This is a genomic window from Klebsiella sp. PL-2018 (assembly GCF_019048985.1).
Taxonomy (GTDB): domain Bacteria; phylum Pseudomonadota; class Gammaproteobacteria; order Enterobacterales; family Enterobacteriaceae; genus Klebsiella; species Klebsiella michiganensis.
Map to the genome: position 1 here is coordinate 1,986,813 of NZ_CP077673.1, position 17,668 is coordinate 2,004,480.

Below are 17,668 nucleotides of genomic sequence, written 5' to 3' on the forward strand. Positions count from 1 at the left end.
AACACAAGCTGGTTTATTGAATGCAGAACGATAAAGATCTCTCCACGTGGCAGACCTTCCGCCGACTCTGGCCGATTATAGCGCCGTTTAAACCCGGGCTAATCGTGGCAGCGGTAGCGTTAGTGCTTAACGCGGCTAGTGATACCTTCATGCTATCGCTTCTTAAACCGTTATTGGATGATGGTTTTGGTAAAACGGATCGCTCGGTGCTGATATGGATGCCGCTGGTGGTGATCGGGTTGATGGTTCTGCGCGGCATTACCAGCTACGTTTCGAGCTACTGTATCTCCTGGGTTTCCGGCAAGGTCGTGATGACGATGCGCCGTCGTTTATTCAGCCACATGATGGGGATGCCGGTTGCCTTCTTTGACAAACAGTCCACAGGGACGCTGCTATCGCGTATTACCTATGATTCCGAGCAGGTCGCGTCTTCTTCCTCCAGCGCGCTGATTACCGTTGTGCGCGAAGGCGCGTCGATTATTGGCCTCTTCGCGATGATGTTTTATTACAGCTGGCAGCTGTCATTGATTCTGATCGTGCTGGCGCCGATCGTGTCTATTGCGATTCGCGTGGTCTCGAAGCGTTTTCGTAATATCAGCAAGAATATGCAGAACACCATGGGCCAGGTGACGACCAGCGCAGAGCAGATGCTGAAAGGGCATAAAGAAGTGCTGATGTTTGGCGGTCAGGCCGTCGAAACCAAACGTTTTGATAAAGTCAGCAATAAAATGCGCCTGCAGGGGATGAAAATGGTCTCCGCGTCGTCAATTTCTGACCCGATTATTCAGCTGATCGCCTCTCTGGCCCTGGCTTTCGTGCTTTATGCTGCCAGCTTCCCGAGCGTAATGGAGACGCTGACGGCGGGTACCATCACCGTTGTCTTCTCTTCAATGATCGCCCTGATGCGCCCGCTGAAATCACTGACTAACGTCAACGCGCAGTTCCAGCGCGGGATGGCCGCTTGCCAGACGCTTTTCGCTATCCTTGACTCCGAGCAGGAGAAAGATGAAGGCACGCGGGTTATCGAACGCGCGAAGGGCAACCTCGAATTTAAAAACGTCACCTTCAGATACCCGGGACGTGAAGTCGCCGCGCTGCGCAATATAGACCTGAATATTCCGGAAGGGAAAACCGTGGCGCTGGTAGGGCGCTCGGGTTCGGGTAAGTCGACCATCGCCAGCCTGATTACGCGTTTCTACGATGTCGATGATGGGCAGATCTTACTGGACGGCCACGACCTGCGTGAATACACCCTGAGCTCCCTGCGCGATCAGGTTGCGCTGGTGTCGCAAAACGTTCATCTCTTTAACGATACCGTAGCGAATAACATCGCCTACGCGCGTACTGAAGAGTACAGCCGCGAGCAGATAGAAGAAGCCGCTCGTATGGCTTATGCCATGGACTTTATCAACAAAATGGACAATGGCCTGGATACGATTATCGGGGAAAACGGCGTTATGCTTTCCGGCGGTCAGCGCCAGCGTATCGCTATCGCTCGCGCCCTGCTGCGTAACAGCCCGATACTGATCCTCGACGAAGCCACGTCGGCGCTGGATACCGAATCGGAACGCGCTATTCAGGCGGCGCTGGACGAACTGCAGAAAAACCGCACCTCGCTGGTGATTGCCCACCGTCTGTCGACGATTGAGCAGGCCGACGAGATCGTGGTGGTGGAAGATGGCCAGATCGTTGAACGCGGCAGCCATACCGACCTGCTTGAGCACAAGGGCGTTTACGCCCAGCTGCATAAGATGCAGTTCGGCGCATGATTGCACGCATCTGGTCCGGTGAGTCGCCCTTATGGCGGCTGCTGCTTCCGCTCTCCTGGCTCTATGGCCTGGTGAGCGGGTTGATACGGCTGAGCTATAAACTCGGTTGGCAAAAAGCCTGGCGAGCGCCGGTGCCGGTGGTGGTGGTGGGTAATCTGACCGCGGGCGGTAATGGTAAAACGCCGGTTGTCGTCTGGCTGGTGGAACAGCTCCAGCAGCGCGGTATTCGCGTTGGCGTCGTTTCACGCGGCTACGGCGGTAAAGCGGTGAGCTATCCGCTGCTGCTGAATACGGCTACCCCCACAGCGGAAGCGGGCGATGAGCCGGTGCTGATTTACCAGCGTACCGGCGCGCCGGTTGCCGTCTCGCCGGTACGCAGCGATGCGGTACAGGCCCTGCTCGCCGCCCACGATCTTCAGCTTATCGTCACAGATGATGGCCTGCAGCACTATAAGCTGGCGCGCGACAAAGAAATAGTGGTGATTGACGGCGTGCGCCGTTTTGGCAACGGCTGGTGGCTGCCTGCCGGCCCCATGCGCGAGCGCGCTTCGCGTTTACGCAGCGTGGATGCGGTTATCGTTAACGGCGGTCTCGCCCGTCCGGGAGAGATCCCGATGCAGCTTCGCCCCGGGCAGGCGGTAAATCTGCTGACCGGCGAACGCCGGGATGCGGCGGCGTTGGACAACGTGGTGGCGATGGCCGGAATCGGCCACCCGCCGCGCTTCTTCGCCACCCTTGAAAGCTGCGGCGTCAGTCCGGTAAAAACCGTCGCCTTAGCCGATCATCAGGCATTGGCGCAGAGCGCAGTCGCCGCGCTGGCGACGCCGCAGCAAACCCTGCTGATGACCGAAAAAGATGCGGTGAAGTGCCGCGAATTTGCTCAGGCAAACTGGTGGTATCTTCCGGTCGACGCGATAATGACTGACCAACGCGCGCAGCGGTTGCTCACGGACTTAGTTACCCTGGCGCAACGCTAATCGTCGTATCACCGCTTGCGCCGGAACCCTTAACGGAGAAGCTGCATGCCGGTATTGTCCCTCTCGCTTAAAGAAGCCCGCCATCTTCACCTTGCCGCTCAGGGGCTGCTAAAAAAGCCCCGTCGCCGCGCAAAGCCCGGGGATATTCTGCAAACCATTAAGCAGATGTCCCTGCTGCAAATCGATACCATCAACGTTGTTGCGCGCAGTCCTTATCTGGTGCTGTTCAGCCGCCTCGGCCACTATCCGCAGCGCTGGCTGGACGAGGCGCTCCGCGCCGGCGAGCTGATGGAGTACTGGGCGCACGAAGCCTGCTTTTTACCGCGCAGCGACTTTTCACTGGTGCGTCACCGCATGCTGACGCCGGATAAAATGGGCTGGAAATATCACAAAGCGTGGATGACCGAACACGCCGAGGGCATTCAGGCGCTGTTGGCGCATATAGCCGAAAATGGCCCGGTTCGCTCGGCCGACTTCGAGCATCCGCGCAAAGGCGCCAGCGGATGGTGGGAGTGGAAACCGCATAAGCGCCATCTTGAAGGCTTATTCACCGCCGGTGAAGTGATGGTTATCGAGCGGCGTAATTTTCAGCGCGTTTACGATCTGACGCAGCGGGTCATGCCGGACTGGGACGATGAGCGCGACGGGCTCTCTCAGGAGCAGGCTGAAGCCATGATGTTACGTAATAGTGCTCGCAGCCTGGGGGTTTTTCGCGCGCAGTGGTTGGCGGATTATTATCGTCTGCGTCAGCCCCCGCTGCCGCTACTGTTGGCGAGCTGGCAGGAGGAGGGGCTGGTGGTGCCGGTTAACGTTGAAGCGCTGGGCGAAATGTGGCTCCACCGTGATGCTCTGGCGCTGCTGGAATCTTCTCCCGGCGGTAGGCTCGCCGCCAGCCGCAGCGCGGTGCTTTCGCCTTTCGATCCGGTAGTCTGGGATCGCAAACGAGCGGAACAGCTGTTTAACTTTACCTATCGCCTGGAGTGCTACACGCCCGCGCCGAAACGGCAGTATGGCTATTTCGTATTACCGCTGCTGCACCAGGGGAGACTGGTTGGCAGAATGGATAGCAAAATGCACCGCAAAACCGGCGTTCTGGAAATTATCGCCCTGTGGCTGGAGGAGGGCGTCAAGGTGACGTCGGGCCTGGAGAGCGGGCTAAAACGTGCCATTGATGATTTTGCCCTCTGGCAGGACGCCACGCGGGTGAGCTGCGGGAAGCTGCCGGCGGAACTTTTTGCCGGGCGGCAACAGGGTTGGGAAATTGACGCTGCCTGAGCCCACGTGTGATATGCTGCTGAAGAATCTATTCGGTCCATCTGGAGGAATCATGGATCACCGTTTACTTGAAATTATCGCCTGTCCGGTTTGTAATGGTAAGCTGTATTACAGCCAGGATAAGCAAGAACTGATCTGCAAACTTGATCGCCTGGCTTTTCCGCTGCGTGAAGGCATTCCCGTACTGCTGGAAACCGAAGCTCGCCCGCTTCCTGTAGAAGAGAGCCAGTCATGAGTTTCGTTGTTATTATCCCCGCGCGCTTTGCTTCTACCCGCCTGCCAGGGAAACCGCTCCAGGATATCAACGGCAAGCCGATGATTGTCCATGTTCTGGAACGCGCTCGCGAATCCGGGGCCGAGCGGATTATCGTTGCTACCGACCATCCAGACGTGGCCCGCGCGGTGGAAGCCGCCGGCGGTGAAGTCTGCATGACCCGTGAAGATCATCAGTCAGGCACCGAACGCCTGGCCGAGGTGGTTGAAAAATGCGCCTTCAGCGATGACACCATCATTGTGAATATTCAGGGCGATGAGCCGATGATCCCGCCCGCGATCGTGCGCCAGGTAGCCGAGAATCTGGCTGCCAGCACCAGTGGTATGGCAACCTTAGCGGTGCCAATCCACGATGCGGAAGAGGCGTTTAATACAAATGCGGTGAAGGTCGTCATGGATGCTGAGGGCTACGCGCTCTATTTTTCCCGCGCCACCATTCCGTGGGATCGCGATCGTTTCGCTAAATCCCGCGAGGCTATCGGTGATTCGCTGCTGCGTCATATCGGTATTTATGGCTATCGCGCCGGTTTTATTCGTCGCTATGTGAGCTGGGCGCCGAGCCCGCTGGAGCAAATAGAGATGCTCGAGCAGCTGCGCGTGCTGTGGTATGGCGAGAAAATCCATGTCGCGGTGGCGGAAGTGGTTCCCGGTACAGGTGTCGATACGCCGGAAGATCTGGAGCGCGTTCGCGCGGAGCTGCGTTAATCCCCCCATCCCCTCCGCCAGGAGGGGATATCCCCAGGCTGTTATTCCATACTTTTTTACGTCAATTTTGATCTCACCCGATGACAACCCCGGCCCAGGCGCTCATTATGAAACCGGTAGTATTCATAGGGGTAATCAGAAATGGAACAGTTGCGTACCGAGCTGAGCCACCTGCTGGGTGAAAAACTAAGCCGCGTGGAGTGCGTCAGCGAGAAACCGTCGTCGGCGCTGTGGTCGCTATATGATGCGCAGGGAAACCCAATGCCGCTGCTGGCGCGCAGCTTTACGACGCCGGGCGTGGCGCGTCAGCTGGCGTGGAAGATATCAACCCTGGCGCGAAGCGGCACCGTCCGTATGCCGGTTGTCTACGGCGTGATGACGCACGACGAGCATCCGGGTCCCGATGTACTGCTGATTGAACGACTGCGCGGCGTCTCGGTTGAAGCCCCCGCCCGCACGCCGGAGCGCTGGGAGCAGCTGCAGGAGCAGATCGTGGAAGCGCTGCTGGCCTGGCATCGTCAGGATAGCGGCGGCTGCGTCGGGATGGTCGATAGCACTCAGGAAAATCTCTGGCCCTACTGGTACCGCCAGCGCGTGGAGGTGCTATGGAGTACGCTGAATCTTTATCAGGATACCGGCCTGACGATGCGGGACAAACGCATCCTGTTCCGCACGCGCGAATGCCTTATGGATTTGTTTAAAGGTTTCAATGATAACTGCGTGCTGGTACACGGTAGCTTCACGCTGCGCAGCATGCTTAAAGATCCGCGCAGCGATCAGCTGCTGGCGATGGTGGGGCCGGGCATGATGCTCTGGGCGCCGCGGGAATACGAGCTTTTCCGTCTGGCCGAGAGCGGTCAGGAAGAGGAGCTGCTGTGGCACTATCTGCGCCGGGCGCCGGTGGCGGAAGCGTTTCTCTGGCGGCGCTGGCTGTATCTGCTGTGGGACGAAGTGGATAATCTGGTGAATACCGGACGCTTTGACCGCGTCCGGTTTGACCTGGCGGCAAAGTCAATCCTGCCCTGGCTCGCCTGAAGAACCTTTTAGCCACTGCCAGATGCGGCCTAACGTTTCGTAACCCACCCGATCGCTATGCATAAGCCAGACGGGCGAAGGAATTGCCCGCTCCCACGGGTTAAGCGGTGACTCAATCGCCAGCTGGTTGGCCGGCGCGGGCAGGGGAGTTAGCCCGGCGCGGCGAAAGAAAATCATCGCCCGCGGCAGATGAGAGGCGGAGGTGACCAGCAGGAACGACGCATCGCCTATCGCCATCTTCACCGCAGCGGCTTCCTCTTCGGTATCTTTGGGTTTATCCAGAACAAGGATTTCGCTGCGCGGTATGCCCAGGCTCTCTGCCACTCTGGCCCCGGCTTCTGCCGTACTGACCGGATTTGTTTTTGCCGCTGCGCCGGTAAAGATGAGTTTCGAGCCCGGATTTTCATACCACAGGCGGATCCCCTCCGTCAGCCGCGGCAGGCTATTATTGATGAGATTGGAACTGGGCGCCCAGTCCGGGTTCCAGGTGTAGCCTCCGCCAAGCACGACCACGTACTGCACGCGTTTTTCACCTCGCCACGTCGGGTACTTATCTTCAATTGGCTTGAGCAGGCTATCGGCGACCGGTTGCAGGCTCAACAGCAGTAACAGCAGCCAGCCGAGGCTGACGCAGAGCTTGCCGGTACGCTGGAAACGGCTAAACCACAGCAGGGCTATGCCGAACGCAATGAGCAGCAGCAGCAGGGGAAGCGGCAGCATCATACCGCCTAAAACCTTTTTCAGCGTAAAAAGCATGCCGTACGGTTCCTTTTTTAACCATATAACCAAAGATATGCCCGGATCTTACAACAGATCGCTTCATTCTCCGCGCGGGTATGACAAAATAGCGGCTTTGTGTTGGCGTGTGGAGTCACCCGTGCAGGATCGTAATTTCGATGATATTGCTGAAAAGTTTTCGCGCAATATATACGGCACCACCAAAGGCCAGCTGCGGCAGGCGATCCTCTGGCAGGATCTGCAACCGCTGCTGGACCGGCTGGGGCCTGGGCCATTGCGAGTTCTTGACGCGGGCGGCGGCGAAGGGCAGACGGCGATCAAAGTGGCGGAAATGGGGCATCACGTCACGTTATGCGATCTCTCTGGTGAAATGGTGGCTCGTGCCCGGCAGGCGGCAGCCGATAAAGGTGTGATCGACAACATGCATTTTGTACAATGCGCGGCTCAGGATATTGAGCAGCATTTGGAAAGTCCGGTCGATCTGATACTGTTTCATGCGGTGCTGGAGTGGATAGCCGAACCACAGGCGATGTTGCGTACCCTTTGGTCGATGCTGCGCCCCGGCGGCGCGTTGTCGCTGATGTTCTACAATGCTAACGGTCTGTTGATGCACAATATGGTCGCCGGAAATCTCGACTATGTGCAAATCGGCATGCCGAAAAAGAAAAAACGCACGCTGTCGCCGGACTATCCGCGCGATCCGCAGCAGGTTTACGGCTGGCTGGAAGAGATTGGCTGGCAGATTACCGGCAAGACCGGCGTGCGGGTGTTTCATGATTATCTGCGTGAAAAACACCAACAGCACGATAAATTTGCGGCGCTGCTGGAGCTGGAAACGCGCTACTGTCGCCAGGAGCCGTATATTAGCTTAGGCCGTTATATTCACGTCACCGCGCTTAAGCCGCAGATGCAAGGATAAACTATGAGTGAATTTTCCCAGACAGTCCCCGAACTGGTTGCCTGGGCCAGGAAAAATGATTTTTCTATTTCGCTGCCGGTCGACAGACTCTCTTTTCTGCTGGCGATTGCCACGCTGAACGGCGAGCGGATGGAAGGGGAAATGACCGAGGGAGAACTGGTGGATGCGTTCCGCCACGTGAGTGATGCGTTTGAGCAGACCAGCGAAACCATCAGCCAGCGCGCCAATAATGCCATTAACGATATGGTGCGCCAGCGTCTGCTGAACCGCTTTACCAGCGAAATCACCGAGGGTAACGCTATTTATCGCCTGACGCCGCTGGGCATTGGGATCACCGACTACTATATTCGCCAGCGCGAGTTCTCCACCCTGCGACTGTCGATGCAGCTCTCCATCGTTGCCGGCGAACTCAAGCGCGCCGCCGACTCGGCAGAAGAGGGCGGCGATGAGTTCCACTGGCATCGTAACGTTTTCGCTCCGCTGAAGTACTCGGTAGCGGAAATCTTTGACAGCATTGACCTGACTCAGCGAATCATGGATGAGCAGCAGCAGCTGGTGAAAGATGATATTGCCCAGCTGCTGAATAAAGACTGGCGGGCGGCGATCTCCAGCTGCGAGCTGCTGCTGTCGGAAACGTCCGGCACCCTGCGGGAACTGCAGGATACCCTGGACGCGGCGGGCGATAAGCTGCAGGCAAACCTGCTGCGTATCCAGGATTCGACCATGGCGCGCGACGATCTGAATTTTATCGATCGTCTGGTGTTCGATCTGCAAAGCAAGCTGGACCGTATCGTCAGTTGGGGGCAGCAGGCGATTGACCTGTGGATCGGCTACGATCGCCACGTGCATAAATTTATCCGTACCGCCATTGATATGGATAAAAACCGCGTCTTCGCACAGCGTTTGCGTCAGTCGGTGCAAACCTACTTCGACGCCCCCTGGGCGCTCACCCATGCGAATGCCGATCGTCTGCTGGATATGCGCGATGAAGAGATGGCGCTGCATGATGAAGAGGTTACCGGGGAACTTCCAACGGATCTGGAGTACGAAGAGTTTAACGAAATTCGCGAACAGCTGGCGGCGCTGATTGAAGGACAGCTGGTGGTCTATAAAGAGAAGGGACTGCCGCTGGATCTTGGCCTGGTGGTACGCGAATATCTGTCGCAGTATCCGCGCGCGCGCCACTTTGACGTCGCGCGTATTGTGGTCGACCAGGCGGTACGTTTGGGCGTAGCGCAAGCAGATTTCACCGGACTGCCGGCAAAATGGCAGCCGATTAATGATTACGGAGCCAAGGTACAGGCGCATGTCATCGACAAATATTGAACAAGTGATGCCGGTTAAACTGGCGCAAGCGTTGGCTAATCCGTTATTTCCGGCGCTGGATAGCGCCCTGCGCGCGGGCCGTCATATCGGCCTTGACGAGCTGGATAATCACGCATTTTTAATGGATTTTCAGGATTACCTGGAAGAGTTTTATGCTCGCTACAACGTCGAGCTGATTCGCGCGCCGGAGGGTTTTTTCTATCTGCGCCCGCGGTCGACCACGCTGATCCCGCGCTCGGTGCTCTCCGAGCTGGATATGATGGTGGGTAAAATTCTCTGCTATCTCTACCTCAGCCCGGAGCGTCTGGCCAACGAGGGCATCTTCACTCAGCAGGAGCTTTACGACGAGCTGCTGACCCTCGCAGACGAAGCCAAGCTGCTCAAGCTGGTCAATAACCGTTCTACCGGGTCCGACCTTGACCGCCAGAAGCTGCAGGAAAAAATGCGCGCTTCGCTCAACCGCCTGCGCCGCCTCGGCATGGTGTGGTTTATGGGCCATGACAGCAGCAAATTCCGCATTACCGAATCGGTGTTTCGCTTCGGCGCCGACGTGCGCGCCGGTGACGATCCGCGCGAAGCCCAGCTGCGTATGATCCGCGACGGTGAAGCGATGGCGCTGGAAAATCGCCTGCAGCTTAATGATGAGAATGAAGAGAATCAGCCGGATAGCGGGGAGGAAGAGTAATGATTGAACGCGGTAAGTTTCGCTCGCTGACGCTGGTTAACTGGAACGGTTTTTTTGCCCGTACTTTTGATCTCGATGAATTAGTGACCACGCTTTCCGGTGGTAACGGTGCCGGTAAATCCACGACCATGGCCGCCTTCGTCACCGCACTGATCCCGGACCTGACGCTGCTGCACTTTCGTAACACCACGGAAGCGGGGGCGACCAGCGGCTCGCGCGATAAAGGCCTGCACGGTAAGCTGCGCGCTGGCGTCTGCTACTCCGTGCTGGACGTGATCAACTCCCGCCACCAGCGCGTGGTGGTCGGCGTTCGTCTACAGCAGGTCGCCGGTCGCGATCGTAAAGTCGATATCAAGCCTTTTGCGATCCAGGGCCTGCCAACCTCCATCCAGCCAACTCAGCTGCTGACCGAAACCCTTAACGAGCGCCAGGCGCGCGTGGTGACGCTCAACGAGCTGAAAGATAAGCTCGAAGCGATGGAAGGGGTGCAGTTCAAGCAGTTTAACTCTATTACCGAGTATCACTCGCTGATGTTCGATCTGGGCGTGGTGGCTCGCCGCCTGCGTTCGGCTTCGGACCGTAGCAAATACTATCGCCTGATCGAAGCCTCGCTGTACGGCGGTATTTCGAGCACCATTACCCGCTCGCTGCGCGACTACCTGTTGCCGGAAAACGGCGGCGTGCGTAAGGCGTTCCAGGATATGGAAGCGGCGCTGCGTGAAAACCGCATGACGCTGGAAGCTATCCGCGTGACGCAGTCGGACCGCGACCTGTTCAAGCATCTGATCAGCGAAGCCACCAACTACGTTGCCGCCGACTATATGCGTCACGCTAACGAGCGACGCATTCATCTCGACAAGGCGCTGGAGTATCGTCGCGATCTGTTCACCTCCCGCGCTCAGCTCGCGGCGGAACAGTATAAACACGTCGATATGGCCCGCGAGCTGCAGGAACATAACGGCGCGGAAGGCGATCTGGAAGCCGATTATCAGGCCGCCAGCGACCATCTGAACCTGGTGCAGACCGCTCTGCGCCAGCAGGAAAAAATCGAGCGCTATGAAGCGGATCTTGATGAACTGCAGATTCGCCTCGAAGAGCAAAATGAAGTCGTCGCGGAAGCGGTTGACCAGCAGGAAGAGAACGAAGCCCGCGCCGAAGCCGCCGAGCTGGAAGTGGATGAGCTGAAAAACCAGCTTGCCGACTATCAGCAGGCGCTGGACGTGCAGCAGACTCGCGCGATTCAGTACACCCAGGCGCTGCAGGCGCTGGAGCGGGCAAAAGCCCTCTGCCATCTGCCGGATTTAACGCCGGAGAGCGCCGACGAGTGGCTGGAAACTTTCCAGGCGAAAGAGCAGGAAGCGACGGAGAAAATGCTGTCGCTGGAACAGAAGATGAGCGTGGCGCAAACCGCGCACAGCCAGTTTGAACAGGCTTACCAGCTGGTGGTGGAGATCAACGGCCCGCTGGCGCGTAATGAAGCCTGGAACGTGGCGCGCGACCTGCTGCGCGAAGGCGTTAATCAACGTCATCAGGCCGAACAGGCGCACGGGCTGCGCAGTCGTCTGACGGAGCTTGAACAGCGTCTGCGTGAACAGCAGGATGCCGAACGCCAGCTCAATGAGTTCTGTAAGCGCCAGGGCAAACGCTACGATATCGACGAGCTGGAAGCCCTGCACCAGGAGCTGGAAGCCCGCATCGCATCCCTTTCCGACAGCGTTTCCACCGCCAGCGAACGGCGGATGACCCTGCGTCAGGAGCTGGAACAGCTGCAGTCGCGGACGCAAACGCTGATGCGCCGCGCGCCCATCTGGCTGGCGGCGCAGAACAGCCTCAATCAGCTGTGCGAGCAGAGCGGCGAGCAGTTTGAGTCAAGCCAGGACGTCACCGAATATCTCCAGCAGCTGCTGGAGCGTGAACGCGAAGCTATCGTGGAGCGCGATGAAGTCGGGGCCCGCAAGCGCGCTATCGACGATGAAATTGAGCGTCTTAGCCAGCCGGGCGGTTCAGAAGATCAGCGCCTGAACGCGCTGGCGGAACGTTTTGGCGGCGTACTGCTGTCGGAAATCTACGATGACGTGAGTCTCGATGATGCCCCGTATTACTCCGCGCTCTACGGTCCTTCCCGCCACGCCATTGTGGTACCGGATCTGTCGCTGATTGCCGATCAGCTGGAAGGTCTCGAAGATTGTCCCGAAGATCTCTACCTGATCGAGGGCGATCCGCAGTCGTTTGATGACAGCGTATTCAGCGTCGATGAGCTGGAAAAAGCGGTGGTCGTTAAGATTGCCGATCGTCAGTGGCGCTATTCACGCTTCCCGACGCTGCCGCTGTTTGGCCGCGCCGCGCGTGAAAGCCGCGTTGAAACGCTGCACGCCGAGCGCGAAAGCCTGTCCGAGCGCTTTGCGACCCTGTCGTTTGATGTGCAGAAAACCCAGCGCCTCCATCAGGCGTTCAGCCGCTTTATCGGCAACCATCTTGCGGTGGCCTTTGAGGACGACCCGGAAGAAGAAATCCGTAAACTGAATACGCGTCGCGGCGAACTGGAGCGGGCGCTGACCGCCCATGAGAGCGATAACCAGCAGAACCGGGTGCAGTATGAGCAGGCAAAAGAGGGCGTATCCGCACTCAACCGCCTGCTGCCGCGTCTGAATCTGCTGGCCGATGACTCGCTGGCCGATCGCGTGGATGAGATCCAGGAACGCCTTGACGAAGCGCAGGAAGCCGCGCGCTTCGTCCAGCAGCATGGGAATCAGCTGGCAAAACTGGAGCCGATCGTTTCCGTGCTTCAAAGCGACCCGGAGCAGTTTGAACAGCTGAAAGAAGATTACGCCTATTCGCAGCAGACTCAGCGCGACGCGCGTCAGCAGGCATTTGCGCTGACCGAAGTGGTGCAGCGTCGCGCCCACTTTAGCTACTCCGATTCCGCAGAGATGCTGAGCGGTAATAGCGATCTGAACGAGAAGCTGCGCCAGCGTCTGGAGCAGGCTGAGGCGGAGCGCGCCCGTACCCGCGAAGCGCTGCGTACCCACGCCGCGCAGCTCAATCAGTACAACCAGGTGCTGGCATCGCTGAAAAGCTCCTACGACACCAAGAAAGAGCTGCTCAACGACCTGCATAAAGAGCTTCAGGACATTGGCGTGCGCGCCGACGCCGGCGCCGAAGAGCGTGCTCGTCTGCGCCGCGATGAGCTTCATGCTCAGCTCAGCAACAACCGCGCGCGGCGGAACCAGCTCGAAAAAGCATTGACCTTCTGCGAAGCGGAAATGGATAACCTGACCCGCAGGCTGCGCAAGCTGGAGCGCGATTACTGCGAAATGCGCGAACAGGTGGTCAGCGCTAAAGCCGGCTGGTGTGCGGTCATGCGCCTGGTGAAAGACAACGGCGTGGAGCGTCGCCTGCATCGTCGCGAGTTGGCCTACCTTTCGGCAGATGAACTGCGCTCGATGTCGGATAAGGCGCTCGGCGCGCTGCGTCTGGCGGTCTCGGATAACGAACACCTGCGCGATGTACTGCGTATTTCTGAAGATCCGAAACGCCCGGAGCGTAAAATCCAGTTCTTTGTCGCCGTTTATCAGCATCTGCGCGAGCGTATTCGCCAGGATATCATCCGCACCGACGATCCGGTGGAAGCGATTGAGCAGATGGAGATCGAACTCAGCCGTCTGACGGAAGAGCTGACCAACCGCGAGCAGAAGCTGGCCATCAGCTCCCGCAGCGTGGCCAATATTATCCGCAAGACTATCCAGCGCGAGCAAAACCGTATTCGTATGCTCAACCAGGGGCTGCAGAGCGTCTCCTTCGGCCAGGTCAACAGCGTGCGTCTGAACGTCAACGTGCGGGAAACCCACTCGATGCTGCTGGACGTGCTGTCAGAACAGCATGAACAGCATCAGGACCTGTTTAACAGCAATCGTCTGACCTTCTCGGAAGCGCTGGCGAAGCTGTATCAGCGCCTCAATCCGCAGATTGATATGGGGCAGCGTACGCCGCAGACCATCGGTGAAGAGCTGCTGGACTACCGCAACTATCTGGAGATGGAAGTGGAAGTTAACCGTGGTTCTGACGGCTGGCTGCGCGCGGAATCCGGTGCGCTATCGACCGGTGAGGCTATCGGTACCGGGATGTCGATTCTGGTGATGGTGGTACAGAGCTGGGAAGATGAATCCATGCGCCTGCGCGGTAAGGACATTTCGCCGTGTCGTCTACTGTTCCTTGATGAAGCGGCGCGTCTGGATGCTCGCTCTATCGCGACGCTGTTCGAGCTCTGCGATCGTCTGGAGATGCAGCTGATTATCGCGGCGCCGGAAAATATCAGCCCGGAAAAAGGTACCACCTATAAGCTGGTGCGTAAGGTCGTGAATAATCACGAGCACGTGCACGTCGTCGGGCTGCGTGGCTTCGCACCGCAGCTGCCCGAAACGCTGCCGGGAACGGCAAATGCTTCATAGGATGGTACAATAACCAGCCAAAGGGCGACGCGATGTCGCCCTTTTTGTTATCCGTTCCTGTACTTTAGGATTGTATAATCTTTTAACTTCTTTACATTTGGGAAGGCAAAAGCGTTTTCGTCTTCATATACTGAAAGTAAGCCCCATTTTAGCGGGCAGCAATGTGTTAACAGGGGGCAAGGGATGTTGCTAAAGAAACGGTATGGTCGTCAATTGTCTGCGCTCAGCCTGAGCCTGGCGTTTGCATTTGCTCCACTGTTCAATGTCCAGGCTGAAGAGCCTGAAGTGGTACCATCGGATAGCTCTGCCACCATCAGCGAGCTCTCTTCCGCGCTAAGCCAAAGCGCAAACCAATCCGCGGCGGTCGCTCAAATGGCCGGCGAGCAGGCGCTTTCTGCCGATGCGGCAGCGAAGAGCCGCGCCGGGATTCAGGCGGTACTGCCGTCCGGTTATCAACCCGTATTTATGAATCCGCTGGTATCGCTGTATGCGGCCAGGGATATGAAACCGATGTGGGATAACCGCGAGGCGGTGCAGGCGTTTCAACAACAGCTGGCTGAGGTCGCTATCGCCGGTTTTCAGCCGCAGTTCACCACCTGGGTTGAGCTGTTGACCGACCCGGCAGTGAACGGTCTGGCGCGGGATGTCGTTCTGTCTGACGCCATGATGGGCTATCTGCATTTTATTAGCGGTATTCCGACTCAGGGCAACCGCTGGCTGTATGGCACGAAACCGTATGCCATGTCGACGCCGCCTCTGTCGGTGATTAACCAGTGGCAGGTGGCGCTGGATAACGGTTCGCTGCCGCAGTTTATTTCGAGTCTGGCTCCGCAGCATCCGCAGTATGCCGCAATGCATCAGGCGCTATTAGCTCAGGTTGCCGATTCCCGTCCCTGGCCGCAGCTCACCGGTAAGACGTCGCTGCGCCCGGGGGAATGGAGCAACGATGCCGGCGCGCTGCGCGAAATTTTACAGCGCACCGGTATGCTGGATGACGCGGCAAAAATTTCGTTGCCCGGCGATGAGGTGGTGAGTCCGTCCGCCGGGAAAAAGGCCAAAAGCAGCGGCCGTGGCGTTTACGATCGCCAGTTAGTGGAGGGCGTTAAGCGCTTCCAGGCGTGGCAGGGACTGGGCGCAGACGGCGTGATTGGTCAGGCGACCCGCGACTGGCTCAACGTTTCTCCTGCGCAGCGCGCCGGCGTGCTGGCATTGAATATCCAGCGTTTGCGCCTGCTGCCGGGTAATCTGGCGACCGGAATTATGGTGAATATTCCCGCCTTTTCGCTGGTCTATTACCAGGACGGTAGCCAGGTGCTGGCATCGCGGGTTATCGTTGGCCGTCCGGACCGCAAAACCCCTATGATGAGCAGTGCGCTGAACAACGTTGTGGTCAACCCGCCGTGGAACGTTCCGCCGACGCTGGCGCGCAACGATATTCTGCCGAAGGTGCGCAATAACCCAGGCTATCTTGAGCAGCACGGCTATACGATGATGCGCGGCTGGAATAGCAAAGAGACTATCGACCCGTATCAGGTGGACTGGGAAACGATAACCGCATCGAATCTGCCGTTCCGCTTCCAGCAGGCTCCCGGCGCGCGCAATTCGCTGGGGCGCTATAAATTCAATATGCCAAGTTCAGATGCGATATATTTGCACGATACGCCCAATCACAATCTGTTCCAGCGTGATGGACGCGCGCTGAGTTCCGGGTGCGTGCGCGTGAATAAAGCCTCAGAACTGGCCAATATGCTGCTTCAGGATGCTGGCTGGAATGATTCGCGTATTTCAGATGCGCTTAAACAGGGGAATACCCGCTACGTTAATATTCGCCAGAATATCCCGGTTAATCTCTATTATTTGACCGCGTTCGTCGGCGCTGATGGACGTACACAATATCGAACAGATATTTACAATTACGATCTCACCGCGCGATCCAGCGCACAAATTCTACCTAAAGCTGAACAATTAATCAGATAAATGAAGTAGTTCAACGGATTTGGTTGTCCTACCTCTGTGTGAAAACGGGCCTTGCACGCTGCAAGGCCCGAGTTTACTGGGGTTAGGCTACCTTGACGTTGGCAATAATGCCCGGTAAGGTGCCTTTCGTGCGCCAGAAGTGCATATACATATAATCCTGCAAAGGCGCTGTGGCAGTAAGCAGCCCGTTCTCCATAGCTGATATTTATTAGCCGTAGGGGAGCGAGCGCGTGCTGGCGGCTAACGGGCGCATTGCGGGAAAAGTATATTACGATTCATTTACCTGTAGACCTGATTATCATGGACAAATTTGACGCTAATCGCCGCAAACTGCTGGCGTTAGGTGGAGCCGCGCTCGGTGCTGCTGCCATTCTGCCTGCGCCGGCATTTGCCACCCTCTCGACCCCCCGACCGCGTATTTTGACGCTGAACAACCTGCATACCGGTGAATCACTCAAGGCGGAGTTTTTCGATGGCAGAGGCTATATTCAGGATGAATTAGCAAGACTTAATCATTTTTTCCGTGATTATCGCGCGAATAAGATTAAGTCCATCGATCCCGGTTTGTTCGATCAACTCTATCGTTTGCAGGGATTACTTGGTACCAACAAGCCTGTCCAGCTTATTTCCGGTTATCGTTCTGTTGATACCAATAATGAGCTTCGCGCGCGTAGCCGGGGTGTGGCAAAACACAGCTACCACACTAAAGGCCAGGCCATGGATTTTCATATTGAAGGCATTTCGTTAAGCAATGTTCGCAAAGCCGCGTTATCTATGCGCACAGGTGGTGTAGGATACTACCCACGTAGCAACTTTGTGCATATTGATACCGGGCCAGTACGGCACTGGTAACGAAAGGAGCCTCATGAACTATCGTATTATTCCGGTTACCGCGTTCGCGCAGAACTGTTCTTTAATCTGGTGTGAACAAACCAAACTGGCGGCGCTGGTCGATCCCGGCGGTGATGCTGAGCGAATCAAACAGGAAGTCGCGGCGGCAGGCGTTAGCCTGATGCAGATTCTGCTCACGCACGGTCATCTCGATCACGTTGGTGCGGCGGCGGAGCTGGCACAACATTATGGCGTGCCGATTATTGGGCCGGAAAAAGAAGATGAGTTCTGGCTGGAAGGACTACCGGCGCAGAGCCGGATGTTCGGTCTGGAAGATTGCCAGCCGCTGCAGCCGGATCGCTGGCTGAACGAAGGCGATACGGTCAGCGTGGGGAATATTTCCCTACAGGTGCTGCACTGCCCAGGCCATACGCCGGGGCACGTGGTCTTCTTCGATCCTGCTTCCCGACTGTTGATTTCTGGCGATGTGATTTTTAAAGGCGGAGTAGGGCGTAGCGACTTCCCTCGCGGCGACCATAGCCAACTGATCGATGCGATTAAGCGCAAGCTGTTGCCGCTGGGCGATGACGTGTCGTTTATTCCGGGTCATGGACCGATGTCGACCCTTGGCTATGAGCGTCTGCACAACCCATTCCTGCAGGATGAAATGCCGGTCTGGTGACCGAAGCCAGCATATAAAAAAGGCCGCA

At 57.4% G+C, this 17,668-nt stretch carries 14 protein-coding genes; 13 read left to right on the forward strand and 1 reads right to left on the reverse strand.

All coding sequences use genetic code 11. From position 1 onward, the window contains the following. The first annotated feature begins 20 nt into the window (after positions 1 to 20). The 6 genes from msbA (at position 21) to MKleb_RS09215 (ending at position 6,034) form a co-directional block, all read left to right on the forward strand. Positions 21 to 1,769, forward strand: coding sequence for a lipid A ABC transporter ATP-binding protein/permease MsbA (gene msbA / locus MKleb_RS09190; RefSeq protein ID WP_004849478.1), 1,749 nt, complete (start codon positions 21 to 23; stop codon positions 1,767 to 1,769). After that, complete coding sequence (lpxK, locus tag MKleb_RS09195; RefSeq protein ID WP_025107505.1) at positions 1,766 to 2,746, forward strand: tetraacyldisaccharide 4'-kinase; 981 nt, start codon at positions 1,766 to 1,768, stop codon at positions 2,744 to 2,746. The genes msbA and lpxK overlap by 4 nt, the downstream gene beginning before the upstream one ends. Positions 2,747 to 2,791: 45 nt before the next feature. Beyond that, the gene (locus tag MKleb_RS09200) at positions 2,792 to 4,021 is read left to right on the forward strand and encodes a winged helix-turn-helix domain-containing protein (protein ID WP_014837962.1); all 1,230 of its coding nucleotides are present in this window, start codon (positions 2,792 to 2,794) and stop codon (positions 4,019 to 4,021) included. A 52-nt stretch (positions 4,022 to 4,073) separates the two neighbouring features. Further along, complete coding sequence (gene ycaR / locus MKleb_RS09205) at positions 4,074 to 4,256, forward strand: protein YcaR (RefSeq protein WP_004130952.1); 183 nt, start codon at positions 4,074 to 4,076, stop codon at positions 4,254 to 4,256. After that, the gene (gene kdsB / locus MKleb_RS09210; RefSeq protein WP_025107504.1) at positions 4,253 to 4,999 is read left to right on the forward strand and encodes a 3-deoxy-manno-octulosonate cytidylyltransferase; all 747 of its coding nucleotides are present in this window, start codon (positions 4,253 to 4,255) and stop codon (positions 4,997 to 4,999) included. The genes ycaR and kdsB overlap by 4 nt, the downstream gene beginning before the upstream one ends. Positions 5,000 to 5,140: 141 nt before the next feature. Further along, complete coding sequence (locus MKleb_RS09215) at positions 5,141 to 6,034, forward strand: YcbJ family phosphotransferase (protein ID WP_025107503.1); 894 nt, start codon at positions 5,141 to 5,143, stop codon at positions 6,032 to 6,034. Here the strand turns inward: MKleb_RS09215 and elyC are convergent. After that, positions 6,011 to 6,790: an envelope biogenesis factor ElyC gene (gene elyC, locus MKleb_RS09220; RefSeq protein WP_025107502.1), complete on the reverse strand. Its 780-nt coding sequence runs from the start codon at positions 6,788 to 6,790 to the stop codon at positions 6,011 to 6,013. The genes MKleb_RS09215 and elyC overlap by 24 nt on opposite strands. Positions 6,791 to 6,911: 121 nt before the next feature. On the opposite strand from elyC, the gene cmoM reads away from it, so the two are divergent. The 7 genes from cmoM to MKleb_RS09255 all read left to right on the forward strand — a co-directional run bounded on the left by cmoM (position 6,912) and on the right by MKleb_RS09255 (position 17,640). After that, positions 6,912 to 7,691: a tRNA uridine 5-oxyacetic acid(34) methyltransferase CmoM gene (gene cmoM / locus MKleb_RS09225; protein WP_004849490.1), complete on the forward strand. Its 780-nt coding sequence runs from the start codon at positions 6,912 to 6,914 to the stop codon at positions 7,689 to 7,691. A gap of 3 nt (positions 7,692 to 7,694) precedes the next feature. Continuing rightward, positions 7,695 to 9,017, forward strand: a complete 1,323-nt coding sequence (mukF, locus tag MKleb_RS09230) for a chromosome partition protein MukF (protein WP_004849491.1) — start codon at positions 7,695 to 7,697, stop codon at positions 9,015 to 9,017. Continuing rightward, on the forward strand, positions 8,998 to 9,702 hold the full coding sequence (gene mukE, locus MKleb_RS09235) for a chromosome partition protein MukE (RefSeq protein ID WP_004100725.1): 705 nt from the start codon (positions 8,998 to 9,000) through the stop codon (positions 9,700 to 9,702). The genes mukF and mukE overlap by 20 nt, the downstream gene beginning before the upstream one ends. After that, a complete protein-coding gene (gene mukB / locus MKleb_RS09240) occupies positions 9,702 to 14,150 on the forward strand; it encodes a chromosome partition protein MukB (RefSeq protein ID WP_025107501.1) in 4,449 nt (1,482 codons plus the stop codon). The genes mukE and mukB overlap by 1 nt, the downstream gene beginning before the upstream one ends. 183 nt (positions 14,151 to 14,333) lie before the next feature. Next, on the forward strand, positions 14,334 to 16,127 hold the full coding sequence (ldtD, locus tag MKleb_RS09245) for a L,D-transpeptidase (RefSeq protein WP_025107500.1): 1,794 nt from the start codon (positions 14,334 to 14,336) through the stop codon (positions 16,125 to 16,127). A gap of 300 nt (positions 16,128 to 16,427) precedes the next feature. Beyond that, on the forward strand, positions 16,428 to 16,979 hold the full coding sequence (locus tag MKleb_RS09250) for a YcbK family protein (protein WP_004130967.1): 552 nt from the start codon (positions 16,428 to 16,430) through the stop codon (positions 16,977 to 16,979). A 13-nt stretch (positions 16,980 to 16,992) separates the two neighbouring features. Further along, positions 16,993 to 17,640, forward strand: a complete 648-nt coding sequence (locus MKleb_RS09255; RefSeq protein ID WP_014837967.1) for an MBL fold metallo-hydrolase — start codon at positions 16,993 to 16,995, stop codon at positions 17,638 to 17,640. Positions 17,641 to 17,668 lie beyond the last annotated feature (28 nt).